The sequence below is a fragment of the Paenibacillus sp. GM2FR genome (assembly GCF_002803325.1).
Classification (GTDB): Bacteria; Bacillota; Bacilli; order Paenibacillales; family Paenibacillaceae; genus Paenibacillus_AQ; species Paenibacillus_AQ lautus.
Genome location: NZ_MKZM01000008.1, coordinates 4,162,037 through 4,180,915 on the forward strand (window position 1 = coordinate 4,162,037; position 18,879 = coordinate 4,180,915).

Genomic DNA, 18,879 nt, shown 5'->3' on the forward strand with positions numbered 1-18,879 from the left:
CGCTCGAATTTCCCCGCCAAACCTAATCACAACCTCATTACAAGCGGTATAGTAGTATGTTAAGAGTGTTTACGCCTATATTCCAACGGTGTCATTCCATACATCTCTTTGAATTGACGACTAAAGTAAGGCAAATACTGGTACCCCGTTTGAGAAGCCACTTCATATATTTTAAGTTTCGTGCTGACTAATAGTTCTCTGGCTCGCTCCATACGAAGCTTGATGACATAATCACTAAAATTATAACCGGTTTCTTCCTTAAACAGAACACCTAGATAGTTAGGAGAAAAGGAAAAACGGTTCGCCATATCCCGGAGCGTAATATTCTCGTGTACCCGCTCTCTTATATTATCAATAATTTCCTCAACAAGGCGTCCATTTTTGGACGATTTGCGAAATTTCAATTGCTCCGATATCTCAAACACTTTCATTCTTAACCACGAGAAAATATCGTCCATCGTTTCAAATTGCAAGAGTACATCGAGGTTTTTCAGTTCGATTCCCAGCATCCGAAACAGGTCTTCGTGCATGGTATGCAAATGCGCGTCCAACTTCAATATAATGTATACTCCAAGATTCCGAACCGTAAATTTGGAGCGGATATTGGATGCAAGCAGTTGTATGGCTTCGATTTCGTCGTGGATTTTGACGATCTCATAATTCGTCATAGCGGTAAATAAAGAGTCCAGCCTGAGATCGAGGCTTTTCGCGTCCTCCCGGTCCTCTGTCGGCACTTCGTTATAAAGGATCCATTTCCCTTTTCCACGGAACATTTTATAGTCAAGGGCCCCCTCTGCCATAACGTAGGACGGATGAAGTTCTTCAAGCCGATTCGCAGTCCCTCCCTCACCTACGGTCACGGTAAGGGGATACTCTTGACCTAGCGCCGTCAACAATGACTGAATCTCTTCCTTGCCTTTCGCCGTGTCCATGAGTATGGCCATCCGCTGGTCTGTTACCTTACAGATATGCCTGAATCCGCAATTTTCCAGCTGCTTATGCAAACTCGTGAAGTACTGCTCATTTAACCCCCTCTGATTCTCAACCTCGTACTGATTGCTTCGCCATGAGCTGACATCATCCACTTCAAGTAATATCACTCGTACGGGCCAGTTTATCTCATGAAGTTGATATTCCCGCTTAATAATACCCAGCATGGCACCGTCATAAGGCTTCTGGAGAATTTGCAGCAGATACTGATTTTTAAGAATCGGTACCATCAGCTGATAAGCCCGTTCTGTTTCCTTACGATCATGGAGTCTGTCCAGCTCAAGCCGAACTTTTGTCAACTCTTCAATCAGCTCTTGGTCCTCCATGGGCTTCAGCACATAATTACAAGCGTTTAATGCGATTGCCTGTTTAACATAACTGAAATCCTGGTAACCACTTACGAAAATAACCTGTAATTCATCATGTATCTTCAGCGCTTTTTGCGCTAATTCAATACCAGTCATATTGGGCATGCGAACATCCGTCACGAGAATATCGATATCCTCTCGTTGTAGGACTTCCCATGCTGCAAATCCATTATTGACCGAATCAACCACGGTCATTCCAAGACTCTCCCATGGAATAAAGCTCCTCATGCCCTCTAGGTCCAGTATTTCATCGTCAGCCAGCAGCACTTTATAGATGGGTATCCTCTCCCCTAAATTTCGATAAGGGTATGCTGCGGATGCAGCATACCCTTTCGGTTTACGTTATTCTACTTTTGACCATTCATTTGAGCCAAGTTTTCTTGCCATTTCGTTGTTTTGAATGCAAGAAGCTTATCATATCCAGCTGCTTGAGCATCCGCTTCTGCTTTGTCCAAGACAGCCAATACTTCTGCATCGTCCTTCGCAAACAGCGCCTTCGCTCTAGCTTCTGTGTAGATATCTTCTACACGCTGACGGATAATACCTTCTTCACTTTCTGGGGCCGGATCAAGATTGATGAATTCCGTTGCATTCGCTTGCGTTTTCCAAGTTATTTCATACTGCCAACGAGTTGACCAGTTACGCTCTTCTTCTGGCAAGGTGCTTTCGTATTTCGCTTTTGCTGTATCAATAAATACCGTGTTTCCGTTCCACTGGAGGTTTGTTGTTTCCGCTTGCAACTTACCAAGACCTGCAGCATCCGTAACATATTTTTCAGTAAACTTAGGCGTTATACCATCTTCTTCATATCCATCCCAATATCCGCCTTCCGGTCCCCACATTAATAGTGTTTGACCTTCAGGACCTGTATACCAGTCCAGGAAAGCGAAGATCGCTTCAGGATTTTTTGCAGCTTTCGTAATAACGCTTACGTTCCAACCCAGTTGAGTATAGGTTCCTGGGAAGATTTTATTCTTATCCAGACCTTCCTTATGAATCGGCCAGATCATGAAATAACCGGCTTCCGGATCTTTTGCAACGAGTTCCGCATGTGCGTTCATTGCATTTTCAGTCGGGCTGGAAGCTGCATATACAGCAACGCGGCCTGTCATTACTTTTTCCTTGATTTGGTCAGCGGTTTGAGTCAATGCATCTTGAGAAATCAGTTTATCGCGGAACAGCTTCGCTGCATATTGCATCGATTCGCGATATGTTGGATCCGTAAAGATCGAAGTCAGTTTATCTCCGTTAGGCACACCACGAATGGTAATCCAACGTGTCATTGCATCCTCTTTGAAAGCAGAGTACAACACATCAATCCCTTGTCCTTCAATACCTGGTTCATAAGGAACTACAGAGTTTCCGTATTTCGCCTTGACAGCTTCCAGGTATTTAGTCAAATCGTCCGTTGTTTCCAGCTTAGGCTCGCCAAGCTCTTTATAAATTTTGCTATTAACTACATACCCTGCATTTCCGTTCGGTTGACTGGTGTACCAGTTAGGGAATTGGTACAGCTTGCCATCCGGGGAACGAAGCATGTTGATTCCCGCCTCGCCCAACCATTCCTTCAGGTTCGGATATTTATCCAAGTAGTCATCGTAAGGTACGAGCATGCCGTTCTCTCTCAATTTTTCAACATCCGATCCTCGCTCCAACCAAATAACATCAGGGAGCTCGTCGGAAGCAATCATCGTGTTGAATTTTTGTTGAGCATTACCTTGGGAGTTGACCGCTTTTACATCAACTTTTTTATTCTCTTTAATCCACTTCGTTGCGGCATCTTCTCCCCATGTAGGCATGGTGTACCAGTCATAGTGTCCATAAAAACTAAAATCAAGCGGTTGCTCACCCAGTACAAATTTTTCCGATACTGCTTCGGTTGGCGGTGTGCTGGTTCCATTGTCGCTAGGAGTCGGGTTAGCAGTCTTAGTACCACCGCTGCATGCTGACAGCATTAAAGCCGCTGCTAACAACGCAGTAACCGATGTGGCCAAAGATTTTTTTCTGAGCCTCATTCTCTAATTTCCCCTTTCAAAATTCCCCTTGATATTTATGTCTAAAGCTAAGCTTCAAACAACAGGATGGCTTGCCATGCATGTGCTACTCTTTCAACGATCCTACCAGTACTCCCTTAACAAAATGTTTCTGTACAAAAGGGTATACCATGATGATCGGAACGGTAGCGACAATCATTGTGGCCATGGATAAAGATTTCGTGGTCACACTCTGCATTCGAGATAAAGCGGCCTGAGATGCCGAGTCCAAATTACTCATCTGCTCAGACATAATGTTGGAATTCAGTATTTGACGTAATATGGTCTGAATGGGCAGCAATTCTTCTTTATTGATGTAAATACTCGGTAAGAACCATTCATTCCAGTGATATACCGCCGTGAATAATGACAAAGTGGCAATAACCGGTCCCGATAATGGCAGGATAATCTTAAAGAAGATTCCCCAGTTACCCGCACCATCAATTTTTGCCGATTCTTCCAAGCCATTAGGCAAGCCAGCAAAGAAGGTTCGGAATATGATCATATTCCATACACTTACCAAACCGGGAATAATGAACACCCAGAAAGAATCCATCAAGCCCAAACTACGAGTTAGCATGAAGCTTGGAATTAATCCGCCAGTGAAATACATGGTCACGATACACATAATCATGTAATATTTGCGGCCCATCAGTTCGCGCTTGGTCATGCCGTATGCGAAGATGGAAGTTACGAGAATCGAAGTAATCGTTCCAATGATCGTACGTGCTACGGATATGCCGAAGCCGTTCAACAAGCGTTTATCCTGAAACACGATTTCGTAGTTCTCCAATGTAAAATCTCTCGGCCAGAATGTAACCCCTCCAAGCGATGTGTCCGCTCCGGAGTTAAATGAAATTACAAGTGCATTCCAGAAAGGATAAAAGGTCACAAAGGCCAAAAATGCTAAACAGACATAGATCATAATCACCATGAGGCGATCACCGAATCCTAAACGTACCAATCTAATCGCTCCCCTCTATACGATGTTCGTTTTACCATAGACTGTTACCTGATCTGCGTGCTACCACGTTGGCAATGGTCAGAAGCATCACGCTGATTACCGCTTTGAACAAGCCTACAGCCGTTGCATAAGAGAACCGGGAGTTTTCAATACCAATTCGGTAAACATAAGTATCAATTACATCTGATACCTCTCTTAAAACAGGGTTCTTAGCCAAGAGTAAAATATCCTCAAATCCTGCATTGAGCAGGCTACCTATTGCCAGAATCATAAAGATGATAACGACAGGCATGATGGACGGTAATGTAATCGTAAAGATCTGTCTGAATTTGCTCGCTCCATCCATATCCGCAGCCTCGTACATATGGGGATCTACACCCGCTACAGCCGCCAAGTAAACGATGGAGGAAAACCCAATTTCCTTCCAGAGCCCTGTGGTCACCAATATCCCCCAGAAGTATTCAGGAATGGATAGAAAGTTAATAGGCTCTTTAATCAAGTTCATTTTTTCTAATAGAATGTTTACACTTCCATTATCTGTAGACAGCATGGAAACCACAAACCCTGATACGATAACCCAGGATAAGAAATGGGGCAGATAACTGACGGTCTGAACCAATCGTTTGAAGAACATATGGCGAACTTCATTAAGCATCAGCGCAAGCAGGATCGGAGCTGGAAAGCCGATCAAAAACTTGAGTAAGCTGATTACGATGGTATTCCGCATTACGGTCGTAAACTCTGGTGATTCAAAGAACATCCGGAAGTGCTTCATGCCTGCCCACGCGCTGCCTCCCATGCCTTTGAAAATATTGAAATCTTGGAAAGCCATCAGAATACCATACATCGGTATGTAACTGAAAACAAAAATTAATGCGAGCGCAGGAAGTACCATTAATTGAATATCCCACTGTTTAAAGAAGCGAATAAATCCATTGTCTTTCTTCCGTTTAGGAACAGTCTTCTGTTCTACGGATATCTGTGCCATGTCCAACCCCCCGTGTGTTCTATGCCATGAAGTTTACCTGATGTCTAACATTGTAGAATAAATGATCCCATATAAACATTTGCCTATTCAACGAAAAATGATATTATTCAATTGAAAAATGAAACGCTTACAGGGCATGGGATATTCACGGGGTTATGAGAGTCCCTAAAAAGGAAGCTTTAACAGGCCAGATTATCTAACTTCACCCTCCCGATATTTAATCTGAGGCATAGAAAATCCCCTTGCGTCAATAGTGTCAGGTTCATTTCACATGAACGGTTATTCCACCATTCACCACAAGGGGAGAGTTTCAATTAGCTCTATTTGGCTAAGCCATTCATAGTATCATCAACATTTAGCTTAACGTTGCTGTGCTGGTATGTTATAAACCATTTTCTGTAATGTCAATGGGCTGGAACCCCTAATATATCATAGGTGATCATGAAAATGATATTAATCAATGAATAACAGTGGCGTATATAATTCCAAGCAAGAGGCCCTGTGGTATAACGATGACTGGTTAATACTAAAGAAGCACCGATATCAACAAAAAAATACAACCGTCACGACCAAATCGCGACGGTTGTATTTAGAAAAGTCTCTTATGACTTGCTCTTCACCCGTACAGGTGGAAGCAATTTATTCATATTCACCGTACGCTTGATCTCCCAAGTGTCCGGCTGATCATGTTCATACTGTTCCAGATAGGCAATGACTTCTTTGGTAATTGGAGTCGGTGTGGATGCCCCTGATGTCACTGCCACTTTGCCTACGCCTTCAAGCCATTCCCGTCTGAGTTCCGTCACATCGCCAATGCGGTGAGCCGGTACGCCTGCTATCTCTTCGGATACCTGGGCAAGACGGTTGGAGTTATTGCTGCGCGGGTCGCCAACCACGATGACCAAGTCCGCCTGACCGGCTTGCTCGGCTACCGCTTCCTGCCGGACTTGCGTTGCAAGACAAATTTCATTGTGAATCTCCGCTCCAGGGAATTTATCGAGCAGACTCTTCATGATATGCTTGATATCCCATTGACTCATCGTGGTCTGGTTCGTAATGATGATTCGGGATGATTTTACCTGAAGCTGTTCAATTTCTTCTTCCTTCTCGATCAGATGCACATGTTCCGGTGCGATCCCGATAGCCCCTTCCGGCTCGGGATGCCCCTTCTTCCCGATGTAAATGATCTCATATCCGTCGGCTACCTTATCCCGGATCAAATCATGGGTTTTCGTCACATCCGGGCAAGTGGCGTCGAGCGTGGTCAATCCTTTATCCCGTGCAAGCTTGCGTACTTCGGGAGAGACCCCGTGTGCGGTAAAGATTACGGTTCCGCTCTCCACCTGGCTCAGAATTTCCATTCGATTCGGACCGTCCAGGGTAATGATGCCTTCGTCTTCAAAGGATTGCGTGACATGACTGTTATGCACAATCATGCCCAATATATAAATAGGCCGAGGAAGATCCAGATTCTGCGCCGCCTGACGCGCCAAGACCATGGCGTCGACGACACCGTAACAATAACCTCTCGGTGATATTTTCAAGACTTCGATGATCCCCACCTGCTTTCCGTAGTAATACATAAGCGATCTAGTCTATTATAACCTATTCCAGAGGAGGAGCAAAGACGACGGGGAGCCAGACGATAAAGGTGCTGCCTTCCCCTCTTCGGGTAACAACTTCGACAGAGCCCTTGTGCTCATCGATAATCCATTTGGCGATGGACAGCCCGAGTCCGGTTCCGCTCGTGATGCCTCTCGACTGATCCGCACGGTAGAAGCGTTCGAATATGAACGGAACCTCATCCTTATCCATGCCGATCCCCGTATCCGAAATCCGCAAGCCCACCTGACCCTTGTACAGGACGACATCCAGGCTGACTTCACCCTCCGGCGTATACTTGAACGCATTCTCGATAAAGATAAACAGCATCTGTTGCAAGTAGTCCTTATTTCCTTCTACATAGACACCGTTCAAGACAGACAGCTCTCCAACATGCCACTCAGCGGTTTTATCGAGGAAATGAGCGCGCCGTGCGACCTCTTCAACCAAAGGCTGCAGAGGGACCGGATCCAGTTCAAAGGTCTGGCCGGTATCGGCCCGTGCCAGAGACAGCATGTCGTTCACCAGTCTGCTCATCCGCTTCGCTTCGTCGGAAATATCGCCCACCGCTTCAATCGAGATCTGTTTAATCGTTTCTTCGTCCATATTCGCTCTTTCACCAGGGGCTTCCGTCCACATCTTATGGAGAAGATCCACATTCCCCCGGATGGTGGTCAGCGGCGTTCGGAGTTCGTGGGAAGCATCCGATACAAACCGGCGCTGTGCCGCATAGGCATCCTCAAGCTCTTTGTAAAAGCTCTCCGTCCTCTCGAGCATCCCGTTAAACGTCCCGATTAATTGACCAATCTCGTCCTCTGGCCCATCATATTCGATTCGTACGCTGAGGTCAGTCCCCTTCTGAATCTGCTCGGCCGCCTCCGTGACCTTGCCGATCGGTTTCATGGATTTGCGTGCCAGGAACAAGCCTAATGTTGAGGCAATGACAAGTGTTGCTGCGGATCCCATGATGAGGATGGACTGGAGTCTATCCAGGGTTTGCTCGATGGTTCGCGTACTTACTCCGATCTGAAGCCATCCGAATAATTTCCTTGAGTTCGTTTCAACGACCGGGGATTCGTATACAAGGAAGGATGCCCCCTCGAAAGAAAAACGTTTAAACTCTCCGGGTTTGTTCATACTTAATGCTCTTTCTACAGTTGGATTTTCAAATTGCAAACCACTGAACTCCATATTGCCAGATCTCCAGATGGATCCATTATAGAAAGTATAAAGCTGAACGTATAAATCAGCTGCCTCCATATTAAGCGCGGAGGAACGATCCGGTAGAAGAGCAACAGACGAGGAGGTGTAACCAATCTTATTTGCTTCCTGTACCAACCGCTGTTTTAACTCCTCATACGTATACAAATGAACAAAGCCATACACCGCCGAGCTGAATATCAGCAGTGTCACGAATAAAATGCCGGTATACCATGCTGTCAGTCTTAACCGAATAGACATGCTAGTTATCTCCTCTTAAAATATAGCCGGCTCCGCGGATCGTCTGGATCAGCCGTTTACCTCCATGTTCCTCGGTCTTCTGCCGGAGCATGGCGATATAAACCTCCAGCACGTTGGACTCCCCGCTGTAGTCATAGCCCCATATTTTATCCATTATTAAATCGCGGGACAGCACCCGCTTCGGATTTTGCATAAACAGATGCAGCAGCTCAAATTCCTTCGCGGTGAGCTCCAGTCTCTGCCCGCTGCGAATAACTTCCCTTGCATCCGTATCCATCACGAGATCCTCGAAGGTCAGTCGGTGGTTAGATGAATCATCACCGGTTTTACGGCGCAGCAAGGCCCGTACGCGGGCAAGCAGCTCCTCCAGGGCGAAGGGTTTGACCAGATAATCATCTGCTCCGGTATCCAGTCCCTTTACCCGATTCTCCACTTCATCCTTCGCGGTCAGCATCAGCACAGGTACTGTGCTTCCGCCTTCCCGGAGTCTGCGCAATGCCTCAAATCCATCGACTTGAGGCATCATCACATCCAGAACGACAACATCCGGCTCCTCACTCAATATCACCTTCAAGCCTTCCGCTCCGTTGGATGCGGTCAGGACGTCATAGCCCTCAAACGCAAGTCCCCTGCGCAGCATGGAAATAATCTTCTCATCATCATCTACAATTAATATCCGGGATCGCATAGCGGCATCTCCTCTATCTTCTAGCGTTATATTTAATACGACGTTACAATCCCATTATATCGGTCGCCTCAAGGACAAGACAAGCGGAAGGGAACGGTCCCTTCCGCTTGTTGTCACGCCTATCCAGGGTTACGGCTGCTGTTGCTGTTGTTGCTGCTGTTGGGTTAAATCGAAATCGTTCTTATCACCGATCGTCAGCGGCAGGTCAATGTTCTTGCCGTTACGAACCACATTCAGCGTAATTTTGTCTCCAACCTTCTTCGATTGAATCAATTCAATCAGATCCTGCGAGGTCGGATATTTCGTCCCGTCCACGCCCACAATGATGTCATATTGACGCAGGTCTGCTTCATAAGCCGGCGAACGGAATACGACGCTGTCAACGTAGGATCCTTCCGTTACGTCGGTACCGAGGGACTGGGCAATTTGCGGAGTGACCGTCCCCAGGCTTGCCCCGATAAACGGAGCCGGTTCTTTCGGAATTTCCTCATTGTTCTTCAGGTATTCCACAACTTCCTTGATCGTGCTGGACGGAATCGCAAACCCGATCCCTTGCGCTTCCGCGCTGACGGCTACGTTCATCCCGATAACCTCACCCTTCAGATTGAGAAGCGGTCCGCCGGAGTTACCCGGATTAATCGAAGCATCGGTTTGCAGAAGATGCTCGTAATTACGATCATCCTCACCATTGGTTCCTTGAATATCGATCTCGCGTTCCTTCGAGCTAAGTACGCCTGCTGTTACCGTATGCTCAAAACCGTGCGGGTTACCGATGGCTACAAGCCATTCACCGACCTTCAGCGAGTTGGAGTCGCCTAGCTGCACCGATGGAAAATCGGCCCCTTCGATTTTAAGTACGGCCAAATCGAGCTCATAACTAGAACCGAGCAGCTTCGCTTCATACGGCTTTTTGGTACCCTGTACCGTCACTTGAATCACATCGGCGCCATGGATCACATGCTCATTCGTCAAAATGTATCCGGACTTCTCAAAGATGAAACCCGAGCCGATGCCGGAAGGCTGAAGCTGGGATTCCTGACCTCCGTTATTGCTGCTTCCACCGTTTCCGCCATTTCCTCCCTGGTTCGATTGTCCGCCGCCAAAGAAGTACCAGAACGGATCATTCATGTTTGGATTCGTGCTTTGACGATTGCTGCTGTTCACAAGCGTCTCGATCAGCACGACGGCTGGACTCGCCTGGTCCACGACCGCCGATACATCGCCTTGACCTGACGGAATCATGGCTGATGCTGTAGTAGCTCCGCCGTTATCATCGACTTTGGCTGAAGTTTCTTGGGCTGGCTCTGATGAATACGCCGCATCCGGCGTAAACAGGTTCGTACGGTCAGCGGCAAACATCAGGCTTGAGATCACGAGGACACCTGCCAAGAAGGACAACAGCACCGTCTTCACAGAATTTTTAGGCTTCTGGCTGTAGTTCCATTCTTTGTTTCTTTTCATCGAATCCATAGACCCGCCGCCCCCTTGGCTTCCGGAGGAATGTGACTGCGAGAAACCGGAGGATGGAATCGGTTTGACAGGCTGCGGAGCGGTAACTTCCACTTCCTGCGATTCCCGGCTCTGATATGGTCGCTCTGTCTGCTGATCATCGCGTTCATTGGGTATGGACTGAAACGGTCCGTAAGAATAGTAATAAGACGAATTCTTCGTGGATGCTTCCTCACGTCTCGGTGCTTCATTGTTATTCGACTCGTTGTTCATTCCCTCATCATCCGGATACCCGTAGCGCTTTCTTTGGTCGTCCATAGGTCTACCTCCTATTTAAAATCACTTGCTTCCAAGTGGTTTAATTGATTAACTGTTCTTATTGTGTACTATAAACCTTAATAGTACCTTAAAAACAATTAAAAGGCAGATAAAAAGAAAGCTAAGGCCGCGTCAAGGGGAAATCTGATCCGAACGGAGTCGCTATATTTTCACCCATCCCTTACGGTGGGCATAAATCGCCAATTGCGTGCGGTCTTCCAACTCACACTTCATCAGCAAATTGCTGACATGGGTTTTGACCGTTTTGATGCTGATATGCAGCTCTTCGCCGATCTCTTTGTTGCTCTTGCCTTCGGCAATGAGCAGCAGCACTTCTTTTTCGCGCTCGGTAAGCCCGGAATCGTCGCCGTTCACCATATGTCGGCGGATCCCCCGGGTGAGTGCTTCCGACACGTCTTTGGTCATGACCGGCATGCCCCTGAAAGCTCCCTGAAGGGCGTAAATGAGCTCGTCGGCCGAAACGGTCTTCAGTACATAACTGACAGCCCCCGCCTCAATGCACTCAACCACAAGCTCGTCTTCGAGAAAGCTGGTCAGAATCACGATCCTCTGGTCCGGGAACTCGGACATGACCGCACGCGTGGTCTCCGCCCCGTTCATCACCGGCATCATCAGATCCATCAGAATGAGATCCGGCCGGTCTGACTCATCCCCATTTCTTAACATATCAACGACCTCTTGGCCGTTTGCCGCCTCTCCAATCACTTCAAATCCCGGATCCAGCGACAAATACGTTTTTAATCCCATACGAACCATATCATGATCATCCGCCAGCAATATCCGAATCGTACCCATAATGATGTTGTCCCCTCTCTATTCCACTGGCTCAGCCAGCACTTCCTCATCCTTGCCCTCTTCCGCAGCCGGTCCCTGATTGCCCTCGGCCTCAAACAACGGAATATTCACGCGAACGGTCGTCCCTGCGCCTTTTTTGCTTATAATATCGACCTGTCCACCAAGCTTTTCGGCCCGCTCACGCATCGTGGACAGCCCGTATGAACCCTGCTTGCCCGCCACCTCGTCAAACCCAACCCCGTCGTCGCTGATGCTTAAAATCACGCGTTTCTGATCCTCACGAAGCGACATGCTGACAAGGCCTGCACCGGCATGTTTCACAATATTAGCTACTGCTTCCTGTATGATCAGGAACAGCTGATGCTCAATCGCATCCGATACCCCGCCGTAGAGTTCAACATCCTTCATGCCCTTCAGGCCATTTTGGCGACAGTAATCCGGGAACCACCGTTCAAGTGCCTCCTCTAGGGTTCTTCCTTCCAGTTCAACAGGCCGAAGCTGTGCAATCAGCGCCCGCATCTGCTTCTGAGCCACGTGAGACATCTCAATCAACTGGCCGAGCACTTTATCGCCCTGCTCCGGGTTTCGCTTAAGAACCGCCGGAAGCGATGATGCCGACATGTGGATCGCGAAAAGCTGCTGACTGACCGTATCGTGCAAATCCCTTGCCATCCGGCGTCGTTCCTCAAGCACTGCCGCTTCCGCGGCAATCTCTTTCTCAATGACATCCTGCTCACCCAGGCGCTGCAGCAGCTTCATCTTCTTCTCCAGCGCTTCTGTCATTCCGTTAAACTCATCGTATACTCTGGAAAAAGAGCCGTCTTCCATGGCCGGCAGCCGTACGTTCAGATTTCCTTTGGCAACCTGCAGCATGTTCAGATGGAGCAGGTCCAGCGGTCGCTGAATGCGCTGTCCCGCGATGTATCCAGCAATCCCCGTAAACAGAAGTACACCGACCGTGTAATACACCCACAGCCGGTTATCTTCAATATGTATGTAGCCGGATTGGTTTGCTGTATACAGGAAAACAGCAACCCCGGCTCCAATCAACAGAAAGTAAAACAGTATCACCCATTTGGTATTTTTCAATATCCCCATCATAACGGTTATCCTACCCTATTCACTTTGACATCACCGATAAATACGCTAACGGTGATTCGAATTTTCTTACCCGCTTCCCTGTAATGCGGACTTTCCAGACCGGCATTACTCATAAAGCCGCTGCGGCTTTCCTCCAGCACCTTCATATCGCCAATGAAGGAGTTGGTTGTGACATGAATGCCGACATCCGAATCATTCGGAACGAATACTTTGACATCCCCGATAAACGCCGAGATGTTGATTTTCGTTTCGCCGTAAGGGATTTGGGCTTTGGTCAGATCCAGCACCGTATCACCGATGAACTGCGAGATATTGGTCGGCTTGAGCTGAAAATAATCTTTTCCCATATGCACGTCCCCGATAAAAGAGGACTTGTTCACCGCATCATGGCTATGCCAAGATTGATGATGATGATGGTGCCCGTGCTGTTCATCCTTATATTCCGATCCGTCGCCGTAGCTTCTGCCGTTATCGTCAAAATCCACATGAACCCTGAACCGGCTGCGATCCTGACGGTCCTGGCGCTGGCGTTCATGATGCTGCCCCTGCCAGCGGTAACCCTTACCTGGCTCATGATAATCCTGTGATTCAAGTTCAGGATCGGGCAAGGTATTCTCAGTCTTGTCAGCCTTGTCTGTTTTACCAAATCTCCGTTCAAATTCTTCATCCAGAGAAGAATCAAGCGGACGCGCTTCAGGCGGCTCCGGGATATTGTAATCGTCGCGCCGATGTGAGCTGAAGTCATCCGGACTTGGCGGCGATGGCGGTGGCGTATGATCCTTCGGTTTGAAAATAACCTGCAATCCAAACCCAATCAGGATAATCGGAATCGCATACTTGATCAGATCGCCGAATGAGAAGTCAATCAAATCCAGATTTCTGCCAAGAAAGTACGATCCGATAATGATCGGCACAACGGAGCCCCATAGTGCTCCTCCACGGGCATAAATTAAGCTTTGCAGCCCGAACCAGATGATAAACACCGGCCAAAAGGTCGAGAATATATAACCAAGATCCACATGTATCATATCGAGCTGATTTAGAAGAAATACCACACCAATACCGATGAGCAGCAATCCGTTGCTAAGCTGGCTCCATCCTTTTCTACTCATGGTCATCCCCTTGCCTTCCAGTTCTATTTTTTCTTAACTACAGTGTACAACATATTGCAATGAACCGGTTAGCGGCGGTGGAATGAAGTTGATCTCGGTCTTGAGACTGAGTCCATGGATAAAAATGGGAAAAGCATCAAAATAAAAGACCCCCGCTATAGCGGAGGTCTTATTTCACGAACGGACGCTGACATCTAAACCTTAACGGTTAGCGGAATGGTCCCCTGGTGTGTTCAGTTCGCCAAACTCAGCATCAAACTTCTCGTTCGGCTTTTTGTAGTTCTCTTGAACTTTCGAATTTCCTTTTGGATTGCTGGCGATGCTGGTATCTTCAGCAAACTCAGCATTAAACTTTTCATTCGGTGTTTTGAAGTTCTCTTGAACTTTGGAATTCCCTTTTGGGTTGCTGGCTATGCTGGTATCTTCAGCAAACTCAGCGTTAAACTTTTCATTCGGTGTTTTAAAGTTTTCTTGTACTTTGTTCTTTTTAGCCACAGTATTCACCTCCCTGTTCATATGCAATACCATCATCCTCTTCAGGGGTTTGGCCCCCGAAAAGTAGTATGTGATGAACAGGGAGGCATTATTCTTAAATGTTTACTGCCAATCTATGCGCCATAATCACCCTAAATGGCTTCCTCCAGAACGGATGAAGGCAGGAAACGATAGGTTTCGATCGCGGTATCCAGGGTTCTCAGCATTTCCTCCGTGCATTTGCCGCTTCCGGTTTTAATGACCTGTACCTCGACGTCCTTCTTCCCCCACTCCTTGAACACTTGTTTGGTTGTGGAGAAATAAAGATCGATTTTTTGCCCTTTGATCGCTGATCCGATATCCGCTACGATTCCATAACCATAACCCGGTATATAGAGAATACTGCCAAGCGGAAATACATCCGGATCCGCGGCAATCGTAGATAGCGTATTTCGATCCCGTTTAACCTTCACCCCGGAGTAGGTGATTCCATATTGAGGATGTCCCGGCTTCTTCCCGGTCGATTCATAACCTGCCGTATACCCCGTAGCGGTTACCTTCACCGTATGCAGCACCTGGTCCTCCCTGGGGGCAAGCACAGGCATGGATTCCCGTTTCTTGCCCGGCTGGCTGGCCTTTGGCCCCGTATCCGGAACTTCCAAGTATCTATTCATATCGCTAAAACCTACTACACGAAGCGCATAGAAGCGAGACATTTCCACGTAATCGGAGCCTTGAATTTCCCCGGCCGGATCATATACATTTCTGAAGTCCGTCGAACCATAGGATTCGCTTAGAATCAGATTGTGGGCTTCTACTATTGAAGAACCTGCACTAAACAAGACGGCTGATAAAATAAAACCAGCAAAAAACCTCTGCCATTTTTTCCATTGGATCATGTGAGTACCTCCCCCTTACTAGCGAGGGTTCCCACTTCCCAAATAGAATATACGTGATGGCAGAGGTTTGCATGTTCCCTTGTTACTTATAGAGGTTGTTCAAAAAGTCCGCTTTTGATCACGAAGCGAATCGGGAAGCAGCTCGGCATCGAATCTTGAATTCAGCCGGGCCTTCCAGTGCTCACGTACCCAAATCGTACGCTCCGCTCCTCACTCCCTAGCTTCATCCAACCTTCTCGGTGCTGAAAATCGACCTTTTTGAACATGCACTTAAAGCCAAACTTAAACGACGTGGGTGTTAATTTCTTCACGAAGCTTGATGATGATCTCGTCCAGCGGCTGGGCACCGATGTCCCCTTCGCCGCGTTTGCGGACGGAAACGGCGCCCGCATTTTTCTCGTTCTCGCCTACGATAAACATGTAAGGAATCTTCTCGAGCTGTGCTTCCCGAATCTTGTAGCCCAGCTTCTCGTTGCGAAGATCCGGCTCTACGGAGATACCGGCGAATTGAAGCTTCTCGGCCACTTCCTTGGCATAGTCTTCAAAGGCATTGGAAACCGGAATGACTTTAACCTGCACCGGTGACAGCCACAGCGGAAGCGCACCTGCAAAATTCTCAAGCAAGAAGGCGGTGAAGCGTTCCATGGTGCCCAGAATACCGCGGTGGATAACGACCGGACGATGCTTCTGGCCATCGTCACCGACATATTCCAGCTCAAAGCGCTCAGGCAGCAGGAAGTCGAGCTGAACGGTTGACAGCGTCTCTTCCTTGCCTAGAGCCGTACGGATCTGGACGTCGAGCTTCGGTCCGTAGAAGGCAGCTTCGCCTTCGGCCTCATAGAACGGCATGTCCAGGCTCTCGACGACTTCGCGCAGCATGCGCTGGGACATTTCCCACATTTCGTCGTTCTGGAAGTACTTCTCGGTATCCTGCGGATCCCGGTAAGAAAGGCGGAAGCGGTAGTCATGGATGCCAAAGTCCTTGTAGACGGTCATGATCAGCTGAATGACCCGCGCAAACTCTTCCTTGATCTGATCCGGACGGCAGAAAATATGCGAGTCGTTCAACGTCATCGCGCGCACGCGGTGCAAGCCGGTCAGTGCACCGGACATTTCATAGCGGTGCTGCATGCCAAGCTCAGCAATACGGATCGGCAGATCCCGGTAGCTGTGCATATCGCTCTTATATACCATCATATGGTGAGGACAGTTCATCGGACGAAGAACAAGCTCCTCGTTGTCCATCTCCATTTTTGGGAACATATCTTCCTGATAGTGCTCCCAGTGACCTGAAGTTTTGTACAGCTCCACGTTTCCGAGGACAGGCGTGTACACGTGCTGGTAACCGAGGCGCTCCTCCATGTCCACGATATAACGCTCCAGGGTACGGCGCAATTTCGCGCCGTTTGGCAGCCAGATCGGCAGGCCTTGTCCAACAAGCTGAGAGAACGTAAACATTTGCAATTCCTTGCCCAGCTTACGATGATCGCGCTTCTTGGCTTCCTCCAGCAGATGAAGATGCTCATCGAGCTGCGCTTTTTTCACGAACGCCGTACCGTAAACGCGCTGAAGCATTTTGTTCTTGCTGTCGCCGCGCCAATATGCGCCTGCCACATTCATTAGCTTGAATACTTTGATCTTGCCGGTTGAAGGGACATGCGGTCCACGACAGAGATCAAAGAATTCGCCTTGCTCATAGATCGTAATGACGCTATTCTCTGGCAGGGCATTGATCAGTTCCAGCTTGTACGGATCCCCGAGCTCGCCGAAGATGCGCAGCGCTTCCGCACGGCTTACTTCCTTGCGGACAATCGGAAGATTTTCGCCGATAATGCGTTCCATTTCCTTCTCAATCTTCTGCAGGTCCTCCGGATTCAAAGGCTCCTCCAGATCCATGTCATAATAGAAGCCGTCCTCAATGACCGGACCCACGCCCAGCTTTACTTCTTTCGCTCCATACAAACGCTTGGTTGCTTGAGCCAGCAAATGCGCTGTACTATGGCGCATCACTTCAAGCCCTTCGGGTGTATCCTGCGTTACGATTTCGATCAAAGCTCCGTCCTGAAGCGGTGTCGAGAGATCCACGACGATCCCGTCCATTTTTCCCGCGACCGCATTCTTTCTAAGTCCGCTGCTGATTGACGCAGCCACATCCTCAATGCTGCTGCCCGCCTCATACTCCCGTACGGAGCCGTCAGGCAATTTAATGCTAATAGCCACCTTGTATTCCTCCCAAAAAGTATTTCACGTTTCTTCCATATATGAAGGACGCGTTAGTCTCCCCGCGAAGACAGGCATGGACCGCTGAGGTGCCCGCCTGGACTTCAACGAAAGATACCGGAACATGCAAAAAACACCCGTCCCGCGAAGGGACGAGTGTTATACCCGTGGTTCCACCCTAATTCGATCTCTCCATCACCTTATGTACCGGGTACATAAACGATTAAGATCCTTCATCAGCATTGAGTAACGGTCATGAACCGGTGAAGCCTACTCATCCGCATTCATCATGACGTGCGGGTTCGACGACACAGCTACAAAGGGGTAAATCAATGGCGAACCGGAGGAAATTGCAGCCGAGGTTTCCTCTCTCTGAGCGGTCAAATCCGGATTGATTCATGTCTTTGTCAGAGCTTTTACGTGAATTTATCAGTAATTATAATCCTGACCGCTTCGGTGCGTCAAGTCATCATTCGTCCGCTTCCGAGAAGCGCGCTGCATTCCGGACAACTGCAGCATACTTCGGCGCGGTTATCAAAGATGTGGGCCAATGTCACGATGACGGGAAGCTCAGGCTGCCTCGTGTGGATAATCATGCGGGCCGGAGATACCGAAATCAGCGTACTGACCACCATATCTTCAATCTCCATATCCTGGTCCAGCCTTTCCATAACGAGTCCTTCATCTCGAGGACGTTCAATCGGGCGAAGATTGCCATCCAGCAGCAGGAAATCCTCCTCCCCCTTATGAATGACGTGAACCAGCGGCATTTTGGGCTCCTGAAAATAAACAAAATATTTCAGCAGGCTGACAAACTCCTCGTACTGCTGATCCAGCATAAATTCATCCACTGCATACTCCGCCATCTCGCGGAGCTCCTGTTCATAGGACTGAAGCCGGAAGGTCATGTATCCATCCAGATTGAGCTCAGATGCTTCGTTTAGGCATTGGTATATGCCTTCGGACAGCTTGCGTCTGCGGCTCTGCCAGAAGTCCGCGGACGGGCCTTCCTCTTTTTGCAGGAGCATCAAAAACCATTGCAGAATCCGCCCCGCTTCTTCCTCATCATCAAACTCGAATTCCGAGAACATTAACCGTGCAGCAATCTCCTGCTCCTTCTCTTCCATAATATAAGCAGTGACTGCTTCGGCAGTGAGCCGGCGCAGCGTGTCGGCCGATGCGGTCCATGAGGACAGCGGAAGCTTGCCGGAGCACGTCCAAATCACGCGGTCATCCGAAGCGCTGAATGTGAATTTCAGCTGCTTGCATTGTTTATGTAGCTCTTTCTGCTTGTCTGACAATATACGGTGAAACGCCTTTTTCTCGTCTTCCGTCCGTGTACCGACAGAAATGCTGAACAGTTCCATGGAATCACTCCTTTCGAGTTCCCTTTTCA

15 protein-coding genes are annotated in these 18,879 nt (G+C 48.3%); all 15 read right to left on the reverse strand.

The annotated features are described in order from the left end of the window. Window positions 1-59 precede the first annotated feature (59 nt). On the reverse strand, window positions 60-1,634 hold the full coding sequence (locus PAEVO_RS18855; RefSeq protein WP_100538931.1) for a response regulator: 1,575 nt from the start codon (window positions 1,632-1,634) through the stop codon (window positions 60-62). Between the two features lie 71 nt (window positions 1,635-1,705). Then, on the reverse strand, window positions 1,706-3,373 hold the full coding sequence (locus PAEVO_RS18860; protein WP_100538932.1) for an extracellular solute-binding protein: 1,668 nt from the start codon (window positions 3,371-3,373) through the stop codon (window positions 1,706-1,708). A gap of 85 nt (window positions 3,374-3,458) precedes the next feature. Beyond that, window positions 3,459-4,355, reverse strand: a complete 897-nt coding sequence (locus tag PAEVO_RS18865; protein ID WP_071217862.1) for a carbohydrate ABC transporter permease — start codon at window positions 4,353-4,355, stop codon at window positions 3,459-3,461. Window positions 4,356-4,386: 31 nt separating this feature from the next. Next, window positions 4,387-5,343 (reverse strand): ABC transporter permease, encoded by a 957-nt coding sequence (locus PAEVO_RS18870; RefSeq protein WP_100538933.1) that lies wholly within the window; start codon window positions 5,341-5,343, stop codon window positions 4,387-4,389. A 602-nt stretch (window positions 5,344-5,945) separates the two neighbouring features. Beyond that, on the reverse strand, window positions 5,946-6,896 hold the full coding sequence (locus PAEVO_RS18875; RefSeq protein ID WP_100539512.1) for a 4-hydroxy-3-methylbut-2-enyl diphosphate reductase: 951 nt from the start codon (window positions 6,894-6,896) through the stop codon (window positions 5,946-5,948). A gap of 52 nt (window positions 6,897-6,948) precedes the next feature. Further along, complete coding sequence (locus tag PAEVO_RS18880) at window positions 6,949-8,406, reverse strand: sensor histidine kinase (protein ID WP_100538934.1); 1,458 nt, start codon at window positions 8,404-8,406, stop codon at window positions 6,949-6,951. Between the two features lies 1 nt (window position 8,407). Further along, a complete protein-coding gene (locus tag PAEVO_RS18885) occupies window positions 8,408-9,094 on the reverse strand; it encodes a response regulator transcription factor (RefSeq protein WP_100538935.1) in 687 nt (228 codons plus the stop codon). 129 nt (window positions 9,095-9,223) lie between these two features. After that, entirely contained in the window at window positions 9,224-10,861 is a 1,638-nt protein-coding gene (locus tag PAEVO_RS18890; RefSeq protein ID WP_100538936.1) for a S1C family serine protease, read from the reverse strand. A 162-nt stretch (window positions 10,862-11,023) separates the two neighbouring features. After that, window positions 11,024-11,677 (reverse strand): response regulator, encoded by a 654-nt coding sequence (locus tag PAEVO_RS18895; protein WP_100538937.1) that lies wholly within the window; start codon window positions 11,675-11,677, stop codon window positions 11,024-11,026. An 18-nt stretch (window positions 11,678-11,695) separates the two neighbouring features. Then, window positions 11,696-12,778: a sensor histidine kinase gene (locus PAEVO_RS18900; RefSeq protein WP_100538938.1), complete on the reverse strand. Its 1,083-nt coding sequence runs from the start codon at window positions 12,776-12,778 to the stop codon at window positions 11,696-11,698. A 5-nt stretch (window positions 12,779-12,783) separates the two neighbouring features. Next, window positions 12,784-13,896 carry a cell wall-active antibiotics response protein LiaF gene (gene liaF / locus PAEVO_RS18905; protein ID WP_100538939.1) on the reverse strand — a complete coding sequence of 371 codons (1,113 nt, stop codon included), beginning with the start codon at window positions 13,894-13,896 and terminating at the stop codon, window positions 12,784-12,786. 195 nt (window positions 13,897-14,091) lie between these two features. Beyond that, entirely contained in the window at window positions 14,092-14,385 is a 294-nt protein-coding gene (locus tag PAEVO_RS18910) for a hypothetical protein (RefSeq protein ID WP_174819260.1), read from the reverse strand. Between the two features lie 131 nt (window positions 14,386-14,516). After that, complete coding sequence (locus PAEVO_RS18915) at window positions 14,517-15,263, reverse strand: 3D domain-containing protein (protein WP_100538940.1); 747 nt, start codon at window positions 15,261-15,263, stop codon at window positions 14,517-14,519. A gap of 282 nt (window positions 15,264-15,545) precedes the next feature. Then, entirely contained in the window at window positions 15,546-17,483 is a 1,938-nt protein-coding gene (gene thrS, locus PAEVO_RS18920) for a threonine--tRNA ligase (protein ID WP_100538941.1), read from the reverse strand. 461 nt (window positions 17,484-17,944) lie between these two features. Then, on the reverse strand, window positions 17,945-18,850 hold the full coding sequence (locus PAEVO_RS18925) for a putative sporulation protein YtxC (protein ID WP_100538942.1): 906 nt from the start codon (window positions 18,848-18,850) through the stop codon (window positions 17,945-17,947). Window positions 18,851-18,879: the final 29 nt, after the last annotated feature.

Bases quoted from the DNA above. Each gene is read 5' to 3' on its own strand.
- PAEVO_RS18870 (WP_100538933.1), bottom strand. From the start codon at position 5,343: ATGGCACAGATATCCGTAGAACAGAAGACTGTTCCTAAACGGAAGAAA.
- PAEVO_RS18895 (WP_100538937.1), bottom strand. From the start codon at position 11,677: ATGGGTACGATTCGGATATTGCTGGCGGATGATCATGATATGGTTCGT.
- PAEVO_RS18890 (WP_100538936.1), bottom strand. From the start codon at position 10,861: ATGGACGACCAAAGAAAGCGCTACGGGTATCCGGATGATGAGGGAATG.
- PAEVO_RS18900 (WP_100538938.1), bottom strand. From the start codon at position 12,778: ATGATGGGGATATTGAAAAATACCAAATGGGTGATACTGTTTTACTTT.
- PAEVO_RS18915 (WP_100538940.1), bottom strand. From the start codon at position 15,263: ATGATCCAATGGAAAAAATGGCAGAGGTTTTTTGCTGGTTTTATTTTA.
- liaF (WP_100538939.1), bottom strand. From the start codon at position 13,896: ATGACCATGAGTAGAAAAGGATGGAGCCAGCTTAGCAACGGATTGCTG.
- PAEVO_RS18925 (WP_100538942.1), bottom strand. From the start codon at position 18,850: ATGGAACTGTTCAGCATTTCTGTCGGTACACGGACGGAAGACGAGAAA.
- PAEVO_RS18885 (WP_100538935.1), bottom strand. From the start codon at position 9,094: ATGCGATCCCGGATATTAATTGTAGATGATGATGAGAAGATTATTTCC.
- PAEVO_RS18860 (WP_100538932.1), bottom strand. From the start codon at position 3,373: ATGAGGCTCAGAAAAAAATCTTTGGCCACATCGGTTACTGCGTTGTTA.
- PAEVO_RS18880 (WP_100538934.1), bottom strand. From the start codon at position 8,406: ATGTCTATTCGGTTAAGACTGACAGCATGGTATACCGGCATTTTATTC.